This is a genomic window from Pseudomonas sp. SG-MS2, assembly GCF_009933855.1.
Classification (GTDB): domain Bacteria; phylum Pseudomonadota; class Gammaproteobacteria; order Pseudomonadales; family Pseudomonadaceae; genus Aquipseudomonas; species Aquipseudomonas putida_E.
In genome coordinates, this window is record NZ_MOMO01000216.1 from 1 (window position 1) to 23,712 (window position 23,712).

Genomic DNA, 23,712 nt, shown 5'->3' on the forward strand with positions numbered 1-23,712 from the left:
GGTAATCAACTGATCTGCAAGGCATTGATCCGCTTGAGGCGATGGCACGGTCATGCCTTCGCCTGCCGCTGTCAGCGCCATGGGCCGGCCCTGGCCCCTGCATCAGGTTTCAAACTGGTGCAGCCTGGTTTTTCAGTGGCGCGCCTTGCGCCTCCCGGCCAGGTTTCAAGCAGCTGATTTTGCATGGAAAATCTTGACCAATTTGGCTTCTTGTCAAGTGCGTCAAAATGGTGAAAGGCCTCACCATTTTGGTGATTATTGAAATTAATCGTTAAAAAACAATTAGTTATAGAAACTATAAGCTCATAAATTATTTTCTTGAACAATCCACAATGAGCATCTAGATTCCATTCTTGTCAGGCCTGACAGGATTGAAATTCATCCTCCAGCCACTGGCGCATAACAATTGAAGAACCGGCACAGACCGGTCAGCCTGCGAGGAAGACGGCATGTCCCTGTTGATCCGTGGCGCCACCGTGGTCACCCACGAAGAGAGCTACCCCGCTGATGTCCTGTGTGTCGATGGCCAGATCCGCGCCATTGGCAAAGACCTGCAAGCCCCTACCGACTGCGAGATCCTTGACGGTAGCGGCCAGTACCTGATGCCCGGCGGCATCGACCCGCACACCCACATGCAGTTGCCCTTCATGGGTACAGTGGCCAGCGAGGACTTCTTCAGCGGCACAGCCGCCGGGCTGGCCGGCGGCACCACTTCGATCATCGACTTCGTCATCCCCAACCCGCAGCAATCGCTGCTGGAGGCCTTTCACACCTGGCGCGGCTGGGCGCAAAAGAGCGCGTCCGATTACGGCTTTCACGTTGCCATCACCTGGTGGAGCGAGCAGGTCGCCGAAGAAATGGGCGAGCTGGTCACCCAACATGGCGTGAACAGCTTCAAGCACTTCATGGCCTACAAGAATGCGATCATGGCGGCCGACGACACCCTGGTCGCCAGCTTCGAGCGTTGCCTGCAACTGGGCGCGGTCCCCACCGTGCACGCCGAGAACGGCGAGCTGGTCTACCACCTGCAGCAAAAACTGCTCGCCCAAGGCCTGACCGGCCCCGAGGCGCACCCGTTGTCGCGCCCTTCGCAAGTCGAAGGCGAGGCTGCCAGCCGCGCCATCCGCATCGCCGAAACCATTGGTACGCCGTTGTACGTGGTACACATCTCCAGCCGTGAAGCGCTGGACGAAATCACCTATGCCCGGGCCAAGGGCCAGCCGGTCTACGGTGAAGTGCTGCCCGGGCACCTGCTGATCGACGACAGCGTCTACCGCGACCCGGACTGGGCCACCGCCGCAGGCTATGTCATGAGCCCACCGTTCCGCCCGCGGGAGCATCAAGAAGCCCTGTGGCGCGGCCTGCAGTCGGGCAACCTGCACACCACCGCCACCGACCACTGCTGCTTCTGCGCCGAGCAGAAAGCCATGGGCCGCAACGACTTCAGCCGCATCCCCAACGGCACTGCCGGCATCGAAGACCGCATGGCGGTGTTGTGGGACGCTGGCGTCAACAGCGGGCGGCTGTCGATGCATGAATTCGTCGCGCTGACCTCCACCAACACCGCGAAGATCTTCAACCTGTTCCCGCGCAAGGGCGCCATCCGCGTCGGCGCCGATGCCGACCTGGTGCTGTGGGACCCACAGGGCACGCGCACCATCAGCGCGCAAACCCACCACCAGCGTGTTGACTTCAACATCTTCGAAGGCCGCACCGTGCGCGGTATTCCCAGCCACACCATCAGCCAGGGCCGCGTGGTCTGGGCCGATGGCGACCTGCGTGCCGAGCCTGGCGCGGGGCGTTACGTGGAGCGCCCGGCGTATCCCTCGGTGTACGAGGTCCTGGGCCGCCGCGCCGAGCAGCAGCGCCCGATACCCGTCCAGCGCTGAAGCTGTTGGGGCTGCTGCGCAGCCCATCGCCGGCAAGCCAGCTCCTACAGGGGCGGCATCACTCCCAGGGACATCACTGTACCTGTAGGAGCCGGCTTGCCGGCGATTGGGGCGCATGGCGCCCCCCCCCGCCCAAGCTCTAAAAAAAAGAGAGGCTACAACCGTGATCGATGCCCTGAACCACTTGCCGCGCCCCCGGGCCGGCGCCGACCAGCTGGCCGAGCAATTCAGTGACCTCGCGCCACCCCTCACCGCCCGCCAGGCCGCAGTGGAAAGCGCCCGCTGCCTGTATTGCTACGACGCGCCCTGCGTGAACGCATGCCCGAGCGAAATTGACATCCCCTCGTTCATTCACCGTATCAGCGACGAGAACCTGCAAGGTGCCGCCGAGCGCATCCTTTCGGCCAACATCCTGGGCGGCAGCTGCGCCCGCGTGTGCCCCACCGAGATCCTTTGCCAGCAGGCCTGCGTGCGCAACAACGTCCAGGAATGCGCACCGGTACTGATTGGCCAGCTACAGCGCTATGCCCTGGACAATGCCGGTTTCACCGAGCACCCGTTCAAACGCTCGCCAGCCACCGGCAAACGCATCGCCGTGGTCGGCGCAGGCCCCGCCGGGTTGTCCTGCGCACATCGCCTGGCCATGCATGGCCATGAGGTGGTGGTGTTCGAGGCCTGCGACAAGGCCGGCGGCCTGAACGAGTACGGCATCGCCCGCTACAAGCTGGTGGACGACTATGCCCAGCGCGAAGTGGAATTCCTGCTCGGGATCGGCGGTATCGAAATGCGCCACGGCCACCGCCTGGGCGACAACCTTAGCCTGGCAGAGCTGCGTGATCAGTACGACGCGGTATTCCTCGGCCTTGGCCTGAACGCCATACGCCAGCTCGGCCTGCCTGGCGAAGAGGCGCCCGGCATGCTCGCCGCCACCGACTACATCCGTGAGCTACGCCAGGCGGATGATCTTTCGCAACTGCCGTTGGCAGAGCGTTGCCTGGTGATCGGCGCAGGCAACACCGCCATCGACATGGCCGTACAGATGAGCCGCCTGGGTGCCCACGATGTCAACCTGGTATACCGCCGCGGCTACGCCGACATGGGCGCCACCGGCCACGAGCAGGACATCGCCAAGGCCAACCAGGTGCGTCTGCACACCTGGGCGCGCCCCGACGCCGTGCTGCTGGACGACGACAACCGCGTGCGGGGCATGCGCTTCGCCCGCACCGAACTGGCCGATGGCCGCCTGCGCGACACCGGTGAGACCTTCGAGCTGGCCGCCGATGCCATCTTCAAAGCCATCGGCCAACGCTTCGACGAACAAAGCCTTAACGACCCGCTGGCTGCGCAACTGGCCCGCGACGGCGAGCGCATTCGCGTCGACGAGGGCATGCGCACCAGCCTGCCGGGCGTCTACGCCGGTGGCGACTGTACCGCCCTGGGCCAGGACCTCACCGTCCAGGCCGTGCAACATGGCAAGCTGGCCGCCGAAGCTATCCATGCCCAACTCATGCTCAATGTGGAGGCTGCATAAATGGCCGACTTGTCTATCGTGTTCGCCGGCATCAAGGCGCCCAACCCCTTCTGGCTGGCCTCCGCACCGCCAACCGACAAAGCCTACAACGTGGTCCGCGCCTTCGAAGCCGGCTGGGGCGGCGTGGTCTGGAAGACCCTGGGCGAGGACCCGGCAGCGGTCAACGTGTCGTCGCGCTACTCGGCGCATTACGGCGCCAACCGGCTGGTGCAGGGCATCAACAACATCGAGCTGATCACCGACCGCTCGCTGGAAATCAACCTGCGCGAAATCACCCAGGTGAAGAAGGACTGGCCAGACCGTGCGCTGATCGTCTCGCTGATGGTGCCGTGCATCGAAGAATCATGGAAATTCATCCTGCCGCTGGTGGAAGCCACCGGTGCCGACGGTATCGAACTGAACTTCGGCTGCCCGCATGGCATGCCCGAGCGCGGCATGGGCGCGGCGGTCGGCCAGGTGCCGGAGTATGTGGAAATGGTCACCCGCTGGTGCAAGACGCACTGCGCGTTGCCGGTGATCGTCAAGCTCACGCCCAACATCACCGACATCCGCCAGTCGGCGCGTGCGGCTCATCGCGGTGGCGCCGATGCCGTGTCGCTGATCAACACCATCAACTCCATCACCAGCGTCGACCTGGACCGCATGGTCGCCCACCCGATCGTCGGCGATCAGAGCACCCACGGTGGCTACTGCGGCTCGGCGGTCAAACCCATCGCCCTGAACATGGTCGCCGAGATTGCCCGCGACCCGCAAACGCGCGGGCTACCGATCTGTGGCATCGGGGGTATCGGCAACTGGCGTGATGCGGCCGAGTTCATTGCCTTGGGCAGTGGCGCGGTGCAGGTGTGCACTGCGGCGATGCTGCACGGTTTTCGTATCGTCGAAGACATGCAGGACGGTTTGGCGCGCTGGATGGACCAGCACGGGCACCAGAACCTCGAAGCATTCCGCGGCCAGGCCGTGGCGCACACCACCGACTGGAAGTACCTGGACATCAACTACAAATCGGTGGCGCACATCGACCAGGATGCCTGCATCGGTTGCGGGCGCTGCCATATCGCCTGTGAGGACACCTCGCACCAGGCCATTGCCAGTACGCTGAAGGCTGACGGGACCCACGCCTACAGCGTGATCGAAGACGAATGTGTGGGCTGCAACCTGTGCCAGATCACCTGCCCGGTGGAAGATTGCATCGAGATGGTGGCGCAGGATACCGGCAAGCCATACCTGAACTGGACGCAGGACCCGCGCAACCCCTACCGCGAAGCGAGCTGACGCCTGGGAATCGCCGGGGCCGCTTTGCGGCCCTTTCGCGACACAAGGCCGCTCCTGCACGACCCGCGATGCACTTATCAAGGCTCCAGGCCGATACCGCGCAGGATCACACTCGTCACCGTCTGTACCGCACTCTCGAACGCCAGGTCCGACAGCGGTTCTCCGCCATTGAGCACAGCCACCTGGTAGCCGAAGTCGGCATAGTGCTGGGTCGAAGCCCAGATCATGTACAGCAGCGCCGAAGGCTCCACCGGCAGGATGCGCCCCTCCTCCACCCAGCGGCGAATCTTGTCTACCTTCAGCTTCGCCCAGGGCACCAGGCTGTCATCCAGGCTCACCCCAAGCAGCGGCGCGCCATGCAGCATCTCTTCGGCCCAGATCTTCGAGCCCAGCGGCCGTGAGCGCGAATGGCCCATCTTGGCGCGAATGTAGCTGGTCAGCACCACCCGGGGGTCGTCGAAGTTCTCGAAGCACAGTGCGTCCTGCTTCCACACATCCAGCAGGTCCTGCAGCACTGCGCGGAACAGCTCATCCTTGGTGCTGAAGTAGTAATGCAGGTTGGAGCGCGGCAGCTCGGCCTGTTCGGCGATATCACCCATGGACGTTGCGCCGTAGCCCTTCTCGGCGAACACCTTTTCTGCGGCCACGAGGATCTTCTCGATATTGCGACGGCGAATTTCGATCTTGTGGTTGGCCATCAGAATTGCGATGCCCTGGCTGCCAGCTCATGGCGACGAACGCTCATGCGTATTCCTTGTCGATTGCTCTTGGCACTAGTCTACTCCGGTCATTTCGCTGAATACGAGTAGCCATGCCCTTCAACCACACTGGGCCCGATCCCTTGCCGGGCACTGCGCCCGGTGCAGGTTCAGCGCCGTGTTGATGATGCCGATGTGGCTGAACGCCTGGGGGAAGTTGCCCAGCATGCGCTTGCCCGCCGGGTCATACTGCTCGGCCAGCAAACCCACGTCATTGCACAGCCCGGTCAGCTTCTCGTACAGCGCCTGCGCCTCGCCCTGGCGCCCCAACAGCACATACACATCGGCCAACCAGAACGAACAGACCAGGAACGTCCCTTCACCCGGCGTCAGGCCGTCACTGCAGCGGTCACTGTCATAGCGCATCAGCAAACCGTTTTTCAGCAGGCGCTGCTCGATCTGTTCGAGCGTGCGCAGAAACCGCTCATCCTGGGCCGGCAGGAACCCGGTGAGGGCGATCTGCAGCAGGCTGGCGTCCATTTCGCTCGAGCCATAGGCCTGGACGAAATGCAGGCCTTTGGCATCGAGCCCCTGCTCACACACCTCGCGGCGGATTTCATCTGCCACCTGCCGGTAATACTGCCCGCGCTCACTGCCCTCCTCGGTGGTCTCAGCCAACCCCGCCGCGCGGTCGAACGCGACCCAGGCCATGACCTTGGAATGCACGAAGTACTGCCTGCCACCACGCACCTCCCAGATGCCTTCGTCCGGCTCACGCCAGATGCGTTCCAGGTAGGGCATGATCAGGCGGGAAATCGCCGCACTGCGTGGGTGCCTGGGCAACCCGCCCTTTATCGCCTGGGCCATGGCGTCGGCGACCTCGCCGTAGATGTCCAGCTGCCGCTGTTGAGCGGCAGCGTTGCCCACCCGCACCGGCTGCGAGTGCTCATACCCGGCCAGCCACGGCAGGGTGTATTCCTGCAGGTCTCGCTCCCCTGCCAGGCCGTACATGATCTGCATCTGCTCCGGGTTGCCGGCCACCGAACGCAGCAGCCACTCACGCCAGGCCTGTGCTTCGTCGAAGTACCCCAGGTTCATGAACGCCAGCAGGGTCATGGTGGCATCGCGCAGCCAGCAGAAGCGATAGTCCCAGTTGCGCTCATGGCCGATGCTTTCGGGCAGCGAGGTGGTGACGGCCGCAACGATGCCACCGGTAGGGGCATACGTCATGGCCTTGAGGGTGAGCAATGAACGGCGCACGCTCGCGCTGTAGGGGCCGACGTCCGGGCAGCGGGCGGCAAAGGCCTGCCACTGGCTGACGGTATGCGCCAGGGCATGTTCGATATCGCAGTCGGGTTGTACCGGCAGGTGCGAGGGTTGATGGCGCAGGCTGAACACCTGACGCTCACCGGCGCACACCCGAAAGCGCGCGACAGTGTGATGGTCGCGGGCGTGCGAGGCCACCGTGCTGCACAGGATCAGCCGGTCGGGGCCGGCGACGGCGCTCAGGGTCAGGGGGTCGAGCTTTTCCACCCAGGGTACGCTGCGGCCGTAGTCGAAGCGCATCACCAGGTCCATTTCAAAGTTGGTTTCGCCGGCAATGCCATCGACGATGCGCACGACCGAATTGACGTCGTCCAGCGGCATGAAGTCCAGCACACGGGCGCGGCCGCTGGCAGTCACCCAGGTGGTTTCCAGCACCAGGGTATCTTGCTGGTAGCGCCGGCTGACATGCTCGATGGAGTCGCTGGGGGCCAGGCGCCAGCGACCGTTTTCTTCATTGCCCAGCAGCGCCGCGAACACGGCGGGGGCATCGAAGCGTGGCAGGCACAGCCAGTCGATGGAACCGTCACGGCTGACCAGGGCGGCGCTGCGGCAGTTGCCGAGCAGCGCATAGTCTTCGATGTGGGCAGGCATTGGATCTCCTTAATGCAACTGTCTGGCCCACACAGTGGGCCGTGCGATCATCCCAACCGGTGCCACTCGCGCTTGTCACGGGCCAGCAACTCATTGCCGGCCGCTGGCCCATCCTCGCCCGCCGGGTACTCATGCACCTCGCCGTCCTGCGCCCAGGCATCCAGAAACGGCTGCACCGCACGCCAGCCGTTCTCGATGTTGTCGGCACGCTGGAACAAGGTCTGGTCGCCGGTCAGGCAGTCGTAGATCAAGGTCTCGTACCCCGTGGCCGGGGTCATCTTGAAGAAGTCCTTGTAGGCGAACCCCAGCTCGACGTTTTCCATCACCAGTTCCGGGCCCGGGCGCTTGGCTTGCAGGTCGAACCACATGCCTTCGTTGGGCTGGATCTGGATCTTCAGGTAGTTGGGCTTGGGCCGCTCCAGCTCCGATTCGCGAAACTGCGCGTAGGGCGCAGGCTTGAAGCAGATGGCAATTTCGGTGTCGCGCACGCTCATGCGTTTGCCGGTACGCAGGTAGAACGGCACGCCGGCCCAGCGCCAGTTGTCGATCATCACCTTCAGGGCCACGTAGGTTTCGGTCTGGCTGTCGGCCGCCACCCTGTCCTCCTGGCGATACCCGGCCAGGCGCTTGCGGCCCTGCTTGCCCGCGGTGTACTGGCCGCGCACGGAGTTCTTCAGGGCCATCTTCGTCGACCAGGGACGAATAGCGCCGATCACCTTGGCTTTTTCGCCGCGCACGGCATCTGCGCCAAAGGCTGCAGGCGGCTCCATGGCAACCATCGCCAGCAACTGGAACAGGTGGTTGGGCACCATGTCGCGCAGGGCACCGGTGTGGTCATAGAACCCACCGCGAGTCTCGACGCCCACCGTTTCGGCGGCCGTGATCTGCACATGGTCGATGTAGTGGTTGTTCCAGAACGACTCGAACAAGCCATTGGAAAAACGGCTGACCAGGATGTTCTGCACCGTCTCCTTGCCCAGATAATGGTCGATGCGGTAGATCTGCCGCTCGCTCATCACTTTGAGCAGGCAGGCATTGAGCGCCTCGGCACTGGCCAGGTCGGTGCCGAAGGGTTTTTCCACCACGACCCGGCGGTAGCCACCACCAGACTCGTCGAGCAAGCCGGCATCCCCCAGGCGTTGGGCAACCTCGGGGAAAAAGCGTGGCGAGGTGGCCAAGTAGAAAATGGCGTTGCCATGGCTGGTCTTGTCGATGCGCTTGGCCAGCGCGGTATAGGTGGCCGGGTCCAGGAAGTCGCCGGTCTGGTAGTCCAGGCGCTTGGCCAGGCGCGCCCAAAGTTTTTCGTCCAGGCACTTGGCCGCGCCCTCGCCGCCCTTGTCGCGTTCACGCATGAACGCGTGCAGGCGTTCGGCGAATTCATCGGCAGTGGCGGCATTATGGTCCACACCAACGATGCGCAGGTTGCGGTCGAGCAGGCCGTCCCGGCCCAGGTTGTACAGCGCCGGCATCAGCAGGCGCTTGACCAGGTCACCGTTGGCACCGAACAGGAACAAGGTACAAGGGCCGGCTGCAGGAGTGGTCTGTCGGGTCATTGGCCTTTCTTCTCGACGTGGCCACCGAAGCCCAGGCGCATGGCCGAGAGGACCTTGTCGCCGTAGGTGCCCTGCTGCTGGCGTGAGCGGAACCGGGCGAACAACGCACTGGACAGGACAGGTACCGGCACGGCCTGCTCGACTGCTGCGTCGATCGTCCAGCGGCCTTCGCCACTGTCCGATACCGAGCCGCTGAACTGCGCCAGGTGCGGGTCGGCCACCAGGGCATCGGCGGTGAGGTCGAGCAGCCAGGAGGTGACCACGCTGCCACGGCGCCATACCTCGGCGATTTCGGCGACGTTCAGGTCGAAGCGCTGTTCTTGCGGTAGCTCATCGCCGCCTTTGCTGCGCAGCAGGTCAAAGCCTTCCGCGTAGGCCTGCATCAACCCGTATTCGATGCCGTTGTGCACCATCTTCACGTAGTGCCCGGCGCCGGGCGGGCCTGCATGGATGTAGCCATGTTCGGCGCGGTCGTGCTCACCTTCGCGCCCCTGGGTGCGCGGAATGTCGCCAACGCCCGGGGCCAGCGCCTTGAACAAAGGCTCCAGGCGCTCGAACACGTCTTTCTCACCGCCGATCATCATGCAGTAGCCACGGTCCAGGCCCCACACCCCGCCAGAGGTACCGACGTCCAGGTAATGCAGCCCGCGCTTGGCCAGCTCGGCGGCGCGGCGCATGTCGTCCTTGTAGAAGGTGTTGCCACCGTCGATGATCGCATCGCCCGGTTCCAGCAGTTCGGCCAGCTGCGCGATGGTCTGCTCGGTAGGTTCGCCCGCCGGCAGCATTACCCATACCGCCCGCGGCGCCTTGAGCTTCTGCACCAGCGCGCCAAGGTCGTGAGCCCCTTGGGCGCCCTCGCCTTCCAGCCCGACGACTGCATCACGGTTACGGTCGTGCACGACCGTGCGGTGCCCGGCGCGCATCAGCCGCCTTGCAATATTGCCGCCCATGCGGCCCAGCCCGACGATTCCCAGTTGCATGAGCCGATGCTCCCCTTGAAAAATGAATGACAACACAGTCCAGCGTTTCAGATTAGTCCAGCACACCGCCCGAGGGTTCAGCGACGAACGGCGAGACAACGTTAAACAAAAAAGTTCCAATGAGCAGTGAAAGAATTCAGAATGCCCGCCGCGTGAAGCGACTACGCTTTGATTGTCACCAGCCAAAACCGCGAGGTGTTTACATGGGTACCTTGATGCCTGCCACTCCAACCCAGACCCTCTATGTCTCCGTGCGCCGTGATGAGCTGCGTAAATTGAAGGACGAACGCGACCAACTGCGCCAGCAAGTCGCTCAGTTGCACATGCAGCTGGAGCGGGCGCGCTCCGGCGATGAACCTGTAAGCCTCTGATTCATTCTCCCCCCTGGTGGGAGCGTTAACGCTCCCACACTGCTGGCCCCACAGAAAAAAGTTTGAATTGGGAACGATTCGCGTTTATCGTGCGCGCTTTCTCCATTCACCTGGCCCGGGGCGTTGCATGGCAGTGCATGAAACGGATGCGATCATTCCGCTTGAGGTCCTGTACGACACCCAGCGCGGCTGGCTGCACAGCTGGCTGAAGCGCTCGCTGGGCTGCTCGCAACAGGCCGCAGACCTGGCCCAGGACACGTTCGTACGCCTGTTGGTGCGCAACCAGCCAATCAGTACCCAGGCGCCCCGCGCTCTGCTGGTACGCATCGCCCGTGGCCTTGTGGTCGACCATTGGCGGCGCGACGCACTGCAGCGCGCCTACCTGCAAACCTTGGCGCAGTTGCCCGAGGCCAGCTACCCCTCCCCGCACGTGCGCCACGAGGCCATGCAGTGCCTTGAGCGCATCGCGCAATTGCTCGATGGCCTCAAACCCACCGTGCGCGACGCCTTCCTGCTGTACCAGCTGGGCGGCCTGACCCATGCGCAAATAGCCGAACGGCTGGGGGTTTCCAGCCGCACGGTAGAGCGCCACGTAGCCAACGCGCTGCTGCACTGCTACCGGCTGTGCTTCGAGTGACCGCCGCGCCAGAGCGGCTGCCTGAAGCCATCGTGCGTACGGCCATCGAGTGGCAGATGCGCTTGCGGGCCAGCCCGGGCAATGTCGAGGTGTTCAGCCAGTTCAATGCCTGGCGGCTGCGTGATACACGGCATGACCTGGCCTGGCAGCGCATGCAGCAGGTCAGCGGGCACTTCCACAACGGGCACCTGCCCGATGCCACTTGCACGGCTGCCGTGCTGCGCCAGGCCGACGTCGACCTGAGCCGCCGCCGCACCCTCAAGCTGCTGGGCCTGGGCCTGACAGCGGGCGGCGCCACGCTGCTGATCGGCACTGCGCCCCCCGCGTGGCGCAGTGACTTGACCACCGGAGTCGGCGAACAGCGGCAGTTGCGCCTGAACGGCGACCTCGAGTTGCAATTGAACACTGACAGCGCCGTTGACCTGCATGGTAGGGAAATCCGCCTGCGCAGTGGCGAAATGCTGGTCGATGGCGCCGACTGGCGCGTGCGCTGCCAGCAGGGCGTTTGCCAAGGCCACCAGGCGCGCGCCATGCTGCGCGAGCGCGATGGTTACAGCGAGTTGCACGTCGAACGCGGTGAAGTGCTGGTGACTGCCGCTGCGGGCTCGCAGCGGGTGCAGGCTGGCAGCGGCCTTGCGCTCTACCCCACGCGACTGGCGCCTCTGGGCGGCGGCGCCCTGGATCCGTTCGCCTGGAGCCGCGGCCTGCTGATCGTCAACGACATACCCCTGGCCGACTTCCTCGCCGAGGCCGCTCGCTACCGCCGTGGCTGGCTGCGCTGCGACCCGGCAGTGGCCGACCTGCGCCTGTCGGGCGTGTTCCACCTCGACCAGCCGGGGGCACTGCTGGACAACATCGCCCACCTGCTGCCTGTGCGTATCGACCAACGCACACGCTGGTGGGTGCGTATTTCATCCCAGGCATGAAAAAACTGTCGGACTTCACGCGCTCATCCGGTTAGGGATGATCACCCCCTCGAATGGATCGCTTCATGCTGCCTGCCCGACCGCCCCGCTGCTCCCGAACCTTGTCACGTGCCGTGTACCTTGCGTTGGCCCTGCACGCCGGCGCTGCGCTGGCCGCCACAGCGACCGCGCCGAGCATCCCGGCAGGCCCCTTGGGGCAGGCGCTGAGCACCTTCGCTGAACGTGCCGGGATCACCCTGTCCTTCTCGCCGGAGGCCGTGCGCGGCCTGAACAGCCCAGGGCTGGCCGGTGGCGGCCCGTTGGAAGACGGGCTGAACCAACTGCTCAGTGGCAGTGGCCTGCAACTGCACAAGTCCAGCGCCGGCTATGTCGTGCTGCCCGGCCAGGGCGATGCCAGCCTGCAGCTGGAGCCGATCAGCATCGACGCAACCGCCTCGCAAAGCGCCTTCGCGCCCGTCGAGGGCTACTTCGCCAGCAACGCCAGCAGCGCCACCAAGACCGACCGGCCCATCCTGGAAACCGCGCAGAGCATCAGCGTGGTCACCGCCGAGCAGATCGCCGACCGCAAGGTCGACCGCGTCGAGGATGCCGTGGCCTACACTGCCGGTGTACGGGTAGGCGCATCAGGCCTGGACCCACGTTTCGACATGATCAGCATCCGTGGCTTCGAAACCACCATGGGCGCGGATTTTCTCGATGGCCTGCGCCAACCCGGCAGCGGCTGGTTGTCGCTGTACCAGACCGAAGCCTACAACCTGGAGCGCATCGAAGTGCTCAAAGGCCCGTCGTCGGTGATGTACGGGCAGATCAGCCCCGGCGGCATGGTCAACCGGGTCAGCAAACGCCCTGGCCTGCAGGCAAAAAATGAAGTGCAGATCCAGTCGGGCGACTACAACCACCAACAAGGGCAATTCGACCTGGGTGGCAAGCTGAACGAGTCCGGCGACCTGCTATACCGCGTTGTGGGTGTGTACCGCGATGCCGAAAACTATATCGAGCAGTTGAACAACGACGTGCGCCTGATCGCACCCTCGCTGACCTGGCAGATCGACCCAGACACCAGCCTGACACTGCTGGCGCAATACCAGGAACGCGAGACAGCCGCCTCACCGATGCTCTACCAGCAGGGCGATCACCTGACCGATTTCTGGCAGGGTGACGAGTACTTCGACAAGCTGCAACAGCGCCAATGGACCTTCGGCTACGAATTCGAGCATACCTTCAACGACACCTTCAGCTTCCAGCAGAACCTGCGTTACGGCCAGGTCGATACCACCAACCAGTACCTGCAACCCTATCAGGAGCGCGAGGGTCACATCCTCGATCGCGATGCCATCGGTGTGTACGAAGACATGTCGAGTGTCTCGGCCGACACGCGCCTGGTCAGCCGCTTTGCAACAGGTACCCTGCACCACACCTTGCTGACCGGCGTGGACTACGGCTGGATCGACACCTCATTGTCGTATGCCAGCGGCCCGGCGCCGTCGATCGACCGCTTCGCGCCCGACTACCACCAACCGGTGGCCAAACCGGGTACGCCGCTGGCGGACGAAGATGGCCTGGAGCAACGCACCGGCCTGTACCTGCAGGACCAGATCGACCTCGACCGCTGGCGGCTTTCGGCCGGCTTGCGCCGCGACTTCGTGCACGTGCGGCGCAGCGACAACCTCAGCGGCATCAACCGCAAGACCAGTGACTCAGCCACCACTGGCTCGGTCGGCGCGCTCTACCTGTTCGACAACGGCCTGGCACCCTACGCCAGCTACGCCACCTCGTTCCAGCCACAGAGTGGCAGCGGTGCCTACAAACCCACCGAAGGCGAACAATACGAAGTGGGCTTGAAGTACCAGCCACCAGGCAGCGCAACGATGCTCACCGCCTCGCTGTACCACCTGACCCAGAAGAACGTGCTGACCCGCGACCTGGCCAACCCGATCAACAGTATCGCCACTGGCGAACAGGTCTCCAAGGGCCTGGAACTGGAAGCCGTTTCCGACCTCAGCGACCGGCTGAAGATGACCGCCAGCTACAGCTTCAACGACCCCGAAGTGACTGAAAGCAACGATGGCAATGAAGGCAAGCAGCCACTGGACGTTCCCCGCCATCTTGCTTCTGTCTGGCTCGACTACCGCCTGCCGATGGGCGTAGGCGTCTCTGGCGGTGCCCGCTACACCGGCAGCAACTACGGCGATGCACAGAACACCGTGAAGAACGAAGGCTACACACTGGTCGATGCCGGCGTGCACTACGACTTCGGCGGCGGCCTGGACGGCGTTCGCCTGGCACTCAATGCGCGCAACCTGTTCGACAAACGCTATATCAACTGCCAGCAGGGCTACTGCTACCGGGGTGAAGCGCGCAGCGTGGTCACCAGCCTGAGTTATCGCTGGTAAAGGGGGGGATGAACATGCGCACATTGATGATCTGGCTGGGCACTGCGCTGCTTGCCAGCCTGGCCCACGCCGCGCCGGTGACGCTGGACGGCACCGAGCAATGGTCGATGAAAAGTGCCGAGGGCCGCGAATACCGGATCATGATCAGCCTGCCGGAGGGCGATGTGCCCTGGACCGGCGGCTACCCGGTGATCTACCTGCTTGACGGCAACGCCTACTTCCCGGCGTTTCATGCCGCCAAGCGCGCTCAAGACCGGCTGCGCGGCGCGATACTGGTCGCCATCGGCTACCCCAGCGACACCCCACTGGACTTCGAACGCCGCGCCTTCGACCTGTCGCCATCGCAACCTGCCGAGCGCAACAAACCACCCCAAGGTGGCCAGGACCTGTTCCTGGACTTCATCGAAAAACGCCTGATGCCAAAGGTCAATGCCCGTTTCAAGGTCGATCAGGACCAGCGCAGCCTGGTCGGGCATTCGTTCGGTGGCATGTTCGGCGTGTATGCGCTGTTTACCCGACCGCAACTGTTCCAGCACGTGATCGCCATCAGCCCGAGCCTGTGGTGGCGTGACCGCTACCTGATGGCCCATGAGCGGACATTCACGCAGCGTGCCCACGCCGGGCAACTGGACCTGACCCATAGCAGCCTTACGCTGTTGATCGGTGACCGCGAGATGCCCCAGGAGATTCAGGATGCCCGGGCCCTGCAATTGCGCCTGGAGGCACTGTCGCAGTACGGGCTGCGCAGTGATTTCCAGCTCGAGGCTGGGGAAGATCACATGTCGGTGCCGTTCAGGGTGCCGACACGGGTCCTGGATGAGTTGATCAGTACCCGCAGGTTCTAGCTGCAGGTGTCGGCCTTTTCGCAGATCGACCTGCGAGAAGGCCAAAATGGGTAAGCCCCACCGTGCACCCTAACGGTGCATACACCCTTTTTCGCCACAAAATGTCCCTGAAAAATTTGCCTGCGCCCTCTCTTGGAACACCCCTTCTCAAAGCGATGACACACGCCAACGTTTGCGTCTATCTCGCGTCATAACGAAAGTGACCAGTGGGTCACCTTTTTTACTTCCGGTCTCCTACACTCAGCTTTCGGCCCGCGATTTGCTCAGGGAAGAGGCGACATGAAAAAAGTCGAACTTTTGCAAAAGGCGACGGGTCAGGAACTTTAAGTAGGCCAAAGCAATGGGATACCCCTCGCTGCAGCCCGCTCACTCCTTCCAGACCAAACGCTTTCGGCGGGAATGCCGATCGCGCCGTGCCTGCGCGCACGACCTTGGGGCAAGGACCGCACTACGAAGACACGAAACAGAGATAACCAGCACGAAATAAAGCAAACGGGTGCCAGCACTCGGCCACACCATAGGGACGGAGAGAAGTATGATCAGTGCCGCTGTCGAACCTCACGTAGATTCATTCAAACCGGAAAACCGCGAACCGCTCACCCCGGATTTCGCCACGACAGTCAAGGCACCCGGCGCCCAGCGCCAGCACAACCCCAACAAACGCAAGATCCTGTTCGTCACCTCCGAAATTGCCGACCTGATCAAGACCGGCGGCCTGGGTGACGTTTCGGCAGCACTGCCGCGGGCATTGGCGCACCTGCACGATGTCCGTGTGCTGATCCCCGGCTACAGCCAGGTGATGGAAAGCGACAACCCCATTCATATCGTCGGTGAACTCGGCGGCCATGCGGCCCTGCCGCCGTGCAAGATCGGCCGCATGGACATGGCTGACGGCCTGGTCATCTACGTGCTGATCTGCCCTGAACTGTACCAGCGCGACGGCACACCCTATGGTGCCAACAACGGTCGTGACTGGCCCGACAACCACATCCGCTTCGCCCGCCTTGGCCTTGCCGCGGCCGAGATTGCCGCCGGTGAAGGCAAGATCCACTGGAAGCCCGAAGTGGTGCACGCCCATGACTGGCCGGCAGGCCTGGCCCCGGCCTACATGCACTGGCGCGGCCTGAGCACCCCGACCCTGTTCACCATTCACAACCTGGCCTACCAAGGTGTGTACAGCCGCGCCTGCAGCCCGGAACTGGCGATCCCTGACCATGCCATGCAGCAGGAAGGCATGGAGTTCTACGGCAAGCTGTCCTTCCTCAAGGCCGGCCTGGCCTACTCCAGCCACATCACCACCGTCAGTGCCACCTACGCCCGCGAAATCACCACGCCGGAATTCGGCTGCGGCCTGGATGGCTTCCTCGCCAGCAAGGCCCAGCAAGGCCTGCTCGGCGGCATCCCCAATGGCATCGACGAAAGCTGGGATTCGGCCACCGACCAGCATCTGCAGCACAACTTCAGTATCAACGACTGGGATGGCAAGGCGCGCAATGCCGAAGCAGTCCGCCGCCTGTTCGAACTCGAGCCAAGCGCAGGGCCACTGTTCGCCGTAGTCTCGCGGCTGGTGTTCCAGAAAGGCCTGGACCTGACCTTGGGCGTGGCCGACTACATCGTCGAACAGGGCGGGCAGATCGCGATCATCGGCCGTGGCGAGCCTGAAGAAGAGCAGGCCATGCGCGAACTGGCCCTGCGCCATCCCGGCCGCATCGGCGTGCGTATCGGCTTCAACGAAACCGATGCGCGGCGGATGTTCGCCGGCAGCGACTTCCTGCTGATGCCATCACGCTACGAGCCCTGCGGCCTGAGCCAGATGTATGCGCAGCGTTTTGGCTCACTGCCCGTAGCGCGCAACACCGGAGGCCTGGCCGACACGATCGAGAATGGCGTCACCGGTTTCCTGTTCGATGAGTCGACCGTGGAGAGTTACCGCGAAGCGCTGAGCCGTGCCTTCTATGTCTACGGCAAGAAAAACCTGCTCAACGCCATGCGCTGCCTGTCGATGACCCAGCCGTTCAACTGGTGCCAGGCGGTCGAACCCTACGCCCGCCTCTACGAGGACCTGGTCAAACAGGCACAGTTGAGCCACTACTGAGCGGGGAATCGAAGATGCACAGGCATGGCGCACACCTACTGGACGCCACGTCGGCGCGCTTCGCCCTATGGGCGCCGGATGCGCGCAGCGTGAGCTTGGAACTGGAGCAGCAGCCGCCGATCGAGCTGCTGCCCGACGCAGATGGCTGGTATACCGGCGTTGCCCCGTGCCAGGCCGGTGACCGTTACCACTATCGCATCGACGGCGAGCTGCGGGTGGCCGACCCGGCTTCGCGCTACCAGCCCGAAGGCGTGCAGGGCCCGAGCCAGGTGGTCGATACCCAGGCTTACGCCTGGCAACACCCCTGGCGAGGCCGCCCTTGGCACGAAGCGGTGATTCAGGAACTGCACGTCGGCGTGCTCAAGGGCTACCCTGGTGTCGCCCGGCATCTGCCGCGCCTGGCAGAGCTTGGCATCAGCGCCATCGAGCTGATGCCGCTGGGGCAGTTCCCTGGCGAGCGTAACTGGGGCTACGACGGCGTGCTGCCATTCGCGCCGCAGCACAGCTATGGCAGCCCAGAGCAATTGTGCGCGCTGGTCGACAACGCCCACGGCCAGGGCCTGATGGTAGTGGTGGACGTGGTCTACAACCACTTTGGGCCGCACGGCAACTACCTGCACCAGTACGCCAGCCCGTTCTTCCGTGAGGACCGGCAGACGCCCTGGGGCGCAGCCATTGACTTCCGCCGGCCAGAGGTGCGTGAGTTCTTCATCCAGAACGCTCTGATGTGGCTGTGCGACTACCGCTGCGACGGCCTGCGCCTGGATGCAGTGCATGCCATCGACCAGCCCGACTTCCTGGTCGAGCTGGCGCAACGGGTACGCGCTGCGGTGGAACCTGGCCGCCAGGTGTGGCTGATGCTGGAGAATGAGCACAATCAGGCGTTCCTGCTGGAACAGGGCTTCGACGCCCAGTGGAACGACGATGGCCACAATGCGCTGCACGTGCTGCTCACGGGTGAAACCGAAGGGTACTACGCCGACTACCAGGACCTGCCGATCAACAAGCTGGCCCGCTGCCTGTCCGAAGGGTTCGTGTTCCAGGGCCAGGCCAACCGCCATGGTCACCCGCGCGGCGAACCAAGTGGCCACCTTGAGCCCAGCTCGTTCGTACTGTTTCTGCAAAACCACGACCAGATCGGCAACCGCGCCCTGGGCGAACGCCTGACACGCCTGTGCCCGGTCCCTGCCCTGCGCGCCGCTACCGGCCTGTTGCTGCTGTCGCCGATGATCCCGCTGTTGTTCATGGGTGACGAGGATGGCAGTTGCCGGCCGTTTCTGTTCTTCACCGACTTCCATGACGAGCTGGCCGATGCCGTGCGCGAAGGTCGGCGTGGCGAATTCGCCCACTTCACCGCGTTTGCCGATCCCGAGCAGCGCGAGCGCATACCCGACCCCAATGCCGAACAGACATTCCAGGCCTCACGGCCACAGCGTCAGGAAGTGATCGCCGGCTGGCACGGCCTTTATCAGCAACTGCTCGAACTGCGCCGGCGCCATGTCATACCGTACCTGCCTGGCAGCCGTGCGCTGGGCACCGACGTGCTGGGCGACAAGGCACTGACCGCACGCTGGCGCCTGGGCAATGGCAACACCCTGCGCATCGACCTGAACCTGGCCGCCACGCCACAGCCGGTCGAACTGCCCGCAGCCGAACACCGCCTGTTCGACAGTAGCGATACCACGCACCCCGACACCGCACTGTCTGCGTACAGCTGCGTGGTCAGCCTGCTTGCACCTGGCCAGGAGCGCCCATGAGTGAAACTGCATTACACCGCCTGGCCGCCCGCGTAGGGCTGGCCCGCGACTGGATCGACGCCAACAACAGGCCACAACAGGTCAGCGACGACGTGCTGCGCAAGGTCCTTGAAGCGCTTGGCCACCCGGCCAGTGACGACCGCGCCCTCCAGGACAGCCTGCGCGCCGTGGACGCCGCCGAAGACAGCGAACACTTACCGCCGCTGTTGACTGCCGACCTGGGCCGGCCACTGGCACTGGCGCGCTACTTCAGCGCAGGCAGCGCCGCCCGCTGCACCCTGGAAGACCACAGCCAGCTCGACCTGACCCTCGACAACCAGGCACAACTGCCTGGCGCATTGCCCTTGGGCTATCACCGCGTCGATATCGATGGCCGTACTTTCACAGTGGCCGTGGCGCCGCTGCGTTGCCACAGCCTGGAGGACGCTGTCGAACAGCCGCCACCGCGCTGCTGGGGCATTGCGGTGCAGCTTTACAGCCTGCGCCGCCCAGGTGATGGCGGCTACGGCGACTGCCTGGCTCTGGAGCAACTGGCGCGCAGCGCCGCAGAGCGTGGTGCCGACGCCCTCGCCATCAGCCCGATCCACGCCCTGTCGGCGTTCGACCAGCAACACTACAGCCCCTACTCACCCTCCAGCCGCCTGCTGCTCAACCCCTTGTATGCCAGCCCCGCTGCCGTGCTCGGTGAACGTGCCGTGCGCATGGCCGTCGAGGCCTGTGGCCTGGAGCAAACCCTGGAAGACCTCGAGCAACGCCCGCTGGTCGACTGGCCACGCGCCGCCGACGCCCGCCTGCGCCTGCTCGACGCCCTGTACCAGAATTTCATCCAGGCTGATCACCCCCTGCGCAAAGACTTCGAGAGCTTCCGCGAGGCCGGTGGCCAGGCGCTGGAGCACCACTGCCGCTTTGAAGTGCTGCAGGCACAAGCCGTGGACGACGGCCTGGGTGCCGACTGGCGCAACTGGCCGAGCGCCTGGCACGACCCCTATCACCCAGAAGTGGAGGCCTTCGCCAGCGCGTATCCCGCCAAGGTCGAGTTCCATGCGTTCTGCCAGTGGCTGACCGAGCGCAGCCTGCAGCGCGCCCAGGAAGCCGCCCGTGGCAACGGCATGGCGGTCGGCCTGATTGCCGACCTGGCGGTGGGCGCCGACGGTGCCGGCAGCCAGGCCTGGAGCCGCCAGGACGAGTTGCTGGCCAACCTGAAGGTTGGCGCCCCGCCGGACATCCTCAACCGCAGCGGACAGGACTGGGGCATCTGCGCGTTCTCGCCCGAAGGCCTCAAACGCAATGGCTACCGCGCCTTCATCGAAATGCTGCGGGCCAACCTGGCCCATGCCGGCGGCCTGCGCATCGACCATGTGATGGGCCTGCGCCGCCTGTGGCTGATCCCCCGTGGCTGCAAGCCCGACGAAGGGGCCTACCTGCAGTATCCGCTGGAGGACCTGCTGCGCCTGCTGGCCCTGGAGTCGGTGCGGCACCAGGCAATCATCCTTGGTGAAGACCTGGGCACCGTGCCTGAAGGCCTGCGCGAACAACTGGCGGACAAGGCCGTGCTGGGCATGCGCGTGCTGCCTTTCGAGCAGGCCCAGCCCGGCCACTTCACACCGATTCTCGACTGGCCGGACAAAGCCTTGGCCACCACCGGCACCCACGACCTGGCGCCCTTGGCCGGCTGGCTGCAAAACCGCGACATCGACTGGAGCCAGCGCCTGCAACTGATCGATGACGCCACCGAGCTGCACTGGCGCCAGGCGCGACAGAAAGAGCGTGACGGCCTGCGCCGCACCCTGCAAGCCAATTACGGCCCACTAAAGGACAACGACCACTTGATCGATGCTGCCATCCGTTACGTTGGTCACACCCGCGCACCGCTGGTGCTGATCCCGCTCGAAGACCTGCTCGGCAGTGAAGAGCAACCCAACCTCCCCGGCACGACCGAAGGCCACCCCAACTGGCGCCGGCGATTCGCGCCCCCGGTGCGCGAACTGCTCGACGATGAAGATGCCGCGCGCCGCCTGGAGCTGTTGGCCCAGGCCCGCGAACAAGCCTGGGAGCGTGACCGATGAAGCCGTTGTCCGCCACCCTGCGTCTGCAGTTGCACAGTGATTTCACCCTCGACCATGCACTGCCGCTGGTGCCCTACTTTGCCCAGCTGGGCATCAGCCACCTGTATGCCTCGCCGATCCTCAAGGCCCGCGCCGGCTCGCGCCACGGTTACGATGTGGTCGACCCGACCCAGGTCAACCCGGAGCTCGGTGGCGAGGCCGCCCTGGAGCGGCTGGTGGCCGCCTTGCGCCAGCACGGCATGGGGCTGATCCTGGACACCGTCTCCAACCACATGGCCGTCGGCGGCGCCGACAACCCCTGGTGGCAGAGCTTGCTGGCGTGGGGCCGGCGCAGCCCCTACGCCGAGTTCTTCGATATCCAGTGGCACTCCAGCGACCCCCTGCTGGCCGGCCAGCTGTTGCTGCCGTTTTTGGGCTGTGACTATGGCGCGGCGCTGAAAAATGGCGAAATTCCGCTGGAGTTCGACGAGCAACACGGCGTGCTGCAGGTGGCCCATTACGAGCACCGCTTCCCGATCTGCCCGGTTGACTATGGCTGGATTCTTTCCCTGAGCCCCGAGCCTGCCCTGCAGCGCCTGGCCGAGCACTTCACCGCACTGAACGATGCAGCCGACCCGCTGGCAGCGGCTTTGCCGGTGCAAGCCGAACTGGCCCGCCTGGTGCGCGAGGGCGCCGACCTGCAGTCTGCACTGCTCGCCTTCGACAGCCGCACCGAAAGCGGCTTCAAACGCCTGCACCTGCTGCTGGAACGCCAAACCTACCGCCTGGCCAGCTGGCGCACTGCCGCCGACGACATCAACTGGCGGCGTTTCTTCGACATCAACGAGCTGGGCGGTCTGCGCGTAGAGCGCTCGGTGGTATTCGAGGCGACCCATGCCAAGCTGTTCGAGCTGATTGAGCGAGGGTTGGTCGATGGCCTGCGTATCGATCATATCGACGGCCTGGCCGACCCACGCGGCTATTGCCGCAAGCTGCGCCGGCGGGTCGACGGTCTGCTTGCCAGGCGCCCCCTCAATGCGGCGCTTGAGCATTTCCCGATCTACGTCGAGAAGATTCTCGGCACCGATGAACACCTGCATCGCGACTGGCTCACCGACGGTACCACCGGCTACGAGTTCATGAACCAGGTCTCGCTGCTGCAGCACGACCCCGCCGGCGAAGCGCCGCTGACCGAGCTGTGGGCCACTGTCAGCGAGCGCCCGAACTTCCCGGAGGAAGTCCGCCAGGCCCGCTACCTGGTGCTCAATGCCAGCCTGGCCGGCGACTGCGAGTCGGTGGCCCAGGCGCTGCTGCAAGTCGCGCGCGACGACTTGATGACCCGCGACCTGACCCTTGGGGCGATCCGCCGCGCGTTGCAGGCGCTGGTTGCCCACTACCCGGTGTACCGCACGTATTTCAATGCTTGCGGCCGCCCGGCCGAAGACGAGAAATTCTTCCAGCAGGCCTTGGCCAATGCCCGCCACGACCTCAGCGAAGCCGATTGGCCGTTGCTCGAGCAGCTCGAACAATGGCTCGGCGGCCAGGCATGGCGCGCACTGCCCCCCGGCCGGCCGCGCAAGCACCTGCGCCATGCCTGCGTGCGCTTTCAACAGCTCACCGCGCCCAGCGCCGCCAAAGCCGTGGAGGACACCACCTTCTACCGCTCGGCCCGCCTGCTGTCGCGCAATGACGTAGGCTTCGAGGCCGAGCGTTTCAGTGCCGGCCCCGAACACTTCCACAACGAGGCCCAGCGCCGCCTGCGCGACTTCCCCGACAACCTGCTGGCCACCGCCACCCATGACCACAAACGCGGCGAAGACACCCGCGCGCGGCTGGCCGTGCTGAGTGAGCGCGGCCCCTGGTTCGCCAGCCGCGTGGAGCACTGGCGCGAGCTGGCTGCTCCGCTGCGTGAACAGCTGGACGACGGCGTTGCGCCGAGCCCGGGCGACGAGTTGCTGCTGTTGCAGACGCTGTTGGGCAGTTGGCCCCTGGACCTTGACCTGCACGACGATAACGCCCTGCAGCACTATGCCGGGCGCATCCGCCAATGGCAGCAGAAGGCGCTGCGCGAAGCCAAGCTGCGTAGCAGCTGGAACGCGCCGAACGAAGCCTACGAGGCCGCCTGCGCCGCCTATGTCGATGGCCTGTTGCTCGACCGCGAGAACCAGCAGTTACGCCAGTCCCTGGCCGACGCGGCGCAGTCGATCGCCACCCCCGGCGCCCTCAATGGCCTGGTCCAGGCCTTGCTGCGCAGCACCGTGCCCGGCGTGCCAGACCTTTACCAGGGCAATGAGTACTGGGATTTCAGCCTGGTCGACCCCGACAACCGCCGCCCCGTGGACTACGCTTGCAGGCGTCACACGCTGGACGACGCCCTGCCCGTGGCAGAGCTGCTGGCGCACTGGCGCGACGGCCGCATCAAGCAGGCGCTGCTGGCGCGGCTGCTGGATTGCCGGCAGGCCCACGCCGAGCTGTTCCGCCGCGGTGCCTACCTGCCGCTGAACGTGCAGGGCCGCCATGCCGACAAGGTCGTGGCCTTTGCCCGGCTGGGTGAGGAACACCGCGCCATCGTCGTCGCCCCGCGCCTGGCCAGCGGCCTGTTGGGCGGCGCTGCTACACCGTTGATCCCGGCACAGAACTGGGACGACACCCGGGTGATTCTGCCGTTTGCCTTGTCGCCTGCCAACTCGATGGGACTTTTCCCAAGCGCGGTGGTCAGCCCTTCAAAGGAGCTGATGTTGAGCGCCGTGCTGTCGGAATTTCCGGTCAATGTGTTGATACAACAATCTTGAGCATCAGG

16 protein-coding genes are annotated in these 23,712 nt (G+C 64.6%); 12 read left to right on the forward strand and 4 right to left on the reverse strand.

Annotation, left to right across the window (positions count from 1 at the left end; genetic code table 11):
• Positions 1 to 449 precede the first annotated feature (449 nt).
• The 3 genes from hydA to preA all read left to right on the forward strand — a co-directional run bounded on the left by hydA (position 450) and on the right by preA (position 4,695).
• Positions 450 to 1,889 (forward strand): dihydropyrimidinase, encoded by a 1,440-nt coding sequence (gene hydA, locus BLX42_RS18010; RefSeq protein ID WP_046787272.1) that lies wholly within the window; start codon positions 450 to 452, stop codon positions 1,887 to 1,889.
• 163 nt (positions 1,890 to 2,052) lie between these two features.
• Entirely contained in the window at positions 2,053 to 3,420 is a 1,368-nt protein-coding gene (locus BLX42_RS18015) for an NAD(P)-dependent oxidoreductase (protein WP_161872303.1), read from the forward strand.
• Positions 3,421 to 4,695, forward strand: a complete 1,275-nt coding sequence (gene preA, locus BLX42_RS18020) for an NAD-dependent dihydropyrimidine dehydrogenase subunit PreA (RefSeq protein ID WP_115275318.1) — start codon at positions 3,421 to 3,423, stop codon at positions 4,693 to 4,695.
• 77 nt (positions 4,696 to 4,772) lie between these two features.
• Here the strand turns inward: preA and BLX42_RS18025 are convergent, their stop codons facing one another.
• The 4 genes from BLX42_RS18025 to gnd form a co-directional block, all read right to left on the reverse strand.
• On the reverse strand, positions 4,773 to 5,393 hold the full coding sequence (locus BLX42_RS18025) for a TetR/AcrR family transcriptional regulator (RefSeq protein WP_012313733.1): 621 nt from the start codon (positions 5,391 to 5,393) through the stop codon (positions 4,773 to 4,775).
• A 120-nt stretch (positions 5,394 to 5,513) separates the two neighbouring features.
• A complete protein-coding gene (locus BLX42_RS18030; protein WP_161872304.1) occupies positions 5,514 to 7,310 on the reverse strand; it encodes a glycoside hydrolase family 15 protein in 1,797 nt (598 codons plus the stop codon).
• A gap of 47 nt (positions 7,311 to 7,357) precedes the next feature.
• Positions 7,358 to 8,863, reverse strand: a complete 1,506-nt coding sequence (gene zwf / locus BLX42_RS18035) for a glucose-6-phosphate dehydrogenase (protein WP_115275321.1) — start codon at positions 8,861 to 8,863, stop codon at positions 7,358 to 7,360.
• Positions 8,860 to 9,879: a phosphogluconate dehydrogenase (NAD(+)-dependent, decarboxylating) gene (gene gnd / locus BLX42_RS18040; protein WP_323613676.1), complete on the reverse strand. Its 1,020-nt coding sequence runs from the start codon at positions 9,877 to 9,879 to the stop codon at positions 8,860 to 8,862. The genes zwf and gnd overlap by 4 nt, the downstream gene beginning before the upstream one ends.
• A gap of 167 nt (positions 9,880 to 10,046) precedes the next feature.
• On the opposite strand from gnd, the gene BLX42_RS26565 reads away from it, so the two are divergent.
• From BLX42_RS26565 to BLX42_RS18080, 9 genes are all read left to right on the forward strand, one after another.
• Positions 10,047 to 10,214, forward strand: a complete 168-nt coding sequence (locus tag BLX42_RS26565; protein WP_168216561.1) for a DUF6026 family protein — start codon at positions 10,047 to 10,049, stop codon at positions 10,212 to 10,214.
• A gap of 127 nt (positions 10,215 to 10,341) precedes the next feature.
• Positions 10,342 to 10,851 (forward strand): sigma-70 family RNA polymerase sigma factor, encoded by a 510-nt coding sequence (locus tag BLX42_RS18045; protein ID WP_046787278.1) that lies wholly within the window; start codon positions 10,342 to 10,344, stop codon positions 10,849 to 10,851.
• Complete coding sequence (locus BLX42_RS18050) at positions 10,848 to 11,777, forward strand: DUF4880 domain-containing protein (RefSeq protein WP_161872305.1); 930 nt, start codon at positions 10,848 to 10,850, stop codon at positions 11,775 to 11,777. Before BLX42_RS18045 ends, BLX42_RS18050 begins: the two co-directional genes overlap by 4 nt.
• Positions 11,778 to 11,842: 65 nt before the next feature.
• Positions 11,843 to 14,170 (forward strand): TonB-dependent siderophore receptor, encoded by a 2,328-nt coding sequence (locus BLX42_RS18055; RefSeq protein ID WP_256672024.1) that lies wholly within the window; start codon positions 11,843 to 11,845, stop codon positions 14,168 to 14,170.
• A gap of 14 nt (positions 14,171 to 14,184) precedes the next feature.
• Entirely contained in the window at positions 14,185 to 15,015 is an 831-nt protein-coding gene (locus BLX42_RS18060) for an alpha/beta hydrolase (RefSeq protein WP_161872307.1), read from the forward strand.
• Between the two features lie 535 nt (positions 15,016 to 15,550).
• Positions 15,551 to 17,110, forward strand: coding sequence for a glycogen synthase GlgA (gene glgA, locus BLX42_RS18065; RefSeq protein ID WP_125923237.1), 1,560 nt, complete (start codon positions 15,551 to 15,553; stop codon positions 17,108 to 17,110).
• A 14-nt stretch (positions 17,111 to 17,124) separates the two neighbouring features.
• Positions 17,125 to 18,867 carry a malto-oligosyltrehalose trehalohydrolase gene (gene treZ / locus BLX42_RS18070; RefSeq protein ID WP_161872308.1) on the forward strand — a complete coding sequence of 581 codons (1,743 nt, stop codon included), beginning with the start codon at positions 17,125 to 17,127 and terminating at the stop codon, positions 18,865 to 18,867.
• The gene (gene malQ, locus BLX42_RS18075; protein ID WP_161872309.1) at positions 18,864 to 20,933 is read left to right on the forward strand and encodes a 4-alpha-glucanotransferase; all 2,070 of its coding nucleotides are present in this window, start codon (positions 18,864 to 18,866) and stop codon (positions 20,931 to 20,933) included. Before treZ ends, malQ begins: the two co-directional genes overlap by 4 nt.
• Positions 20,930 to 23,704, forward strand: a complete 2,775-nt coding sequence (locus BLX42_RS18080; RefSeq protein WP_161872310.1) for a malto-oligosyltrehalose synthase — start codon at positions 20,930 to 20,932, stop codon at positions 23,702 to 23,704. Before malQ ends, BLX42_RS18080 begins: the two co-directional genes overlap by 4 nt.
• Positions 23,705 to 23,712: the final 8 nt, after the last annotated feature.

Coding starts and splice junctions, on each gene's coding strand:
- preA (WP_115275318.1), top strand. CDS start 3,421: ATGGCCGACTTGTCTATCGTGTTCGCCGGCATCAAGGCGCCCAACCCC.
- treZ (WP_161872308.1), top strand. CDS start 17,125: ATGCACAGGCATGGCGCACACCTACTGGACGCCACGTCGGCGCGCTTC.
- zwf (WP_115275321.1), bottom strand. CDS start 8,863: ATGACCCGACAGACCACTCCTGCAGCCGGCCCTTGTACCTTGTTCCTG.
- BLX42_RS18055 (WP_256672024.1), top strand. CDS start 11,843: ATGCTGCCTGCCCGACCGCCCCGCTGCTCCCGAACCTTGTCACGTGCC.
- BLX42_RS18045 (WP_046787278.1), top strand. CDS start 10,342: ATGGCAGTGCATGAAACGGATGCGATCATTCCGCTTGAGGTCCTGTAC.
- BLX42_RS18080 (WP_161872310.1), top strand. CDS start 20,930: ATGAAGCCGTTGTCCGCCACCCTGCGTCTGCAGTTGCACAGTGATTTC.
- malQ (WP_161872309.1), top strand. CDS start 18,864: ATGAGTGAAACTGCATTACACCGCCTGGCCGCCCGCGTAGGGCTGGCC.
- BLX42_RS18030 (WP_161872304.1), bottom strand. CDS start 7,310: ATGCCTGCCCACATCGAAGACTATGCGCTGCTCGGCAACTGCCGCAGC.
- BLX42_RS18060 (WP_161872307.1), top strand. CDS start 14,185: ATGCGCACATTGATGATCTGGCTGGGCACTGCGCTGCTTGCCAGCCTG.
- BLX42_RS18025 (WP_012313733.1), bottom strand. CDS start 5,393: ATGGCCAACCACAAGATCGAAATTCGCCGTCGCAATATCGAGAAGATC.
- BLX42_RS26565 (WP_168216561.1), top strand. CDS start 10,047: ATGGGTACCTTGATGCCTGCCACTCCAACCCAGACCCTCTATGTCTCC.
- hydA (WP_046787272.1), top strand. CDS start 450: ATGTCCCTGTTGATCCGTGGCGCCACCGTGGTCACCCACGAAGAGAGC.
- glgA (WP_125923237.1), top strand. CDS start 15,551: ATGATCAGTGCCGCTGTCGAACCTCACGTAGATTCATTCAAACCGGAA.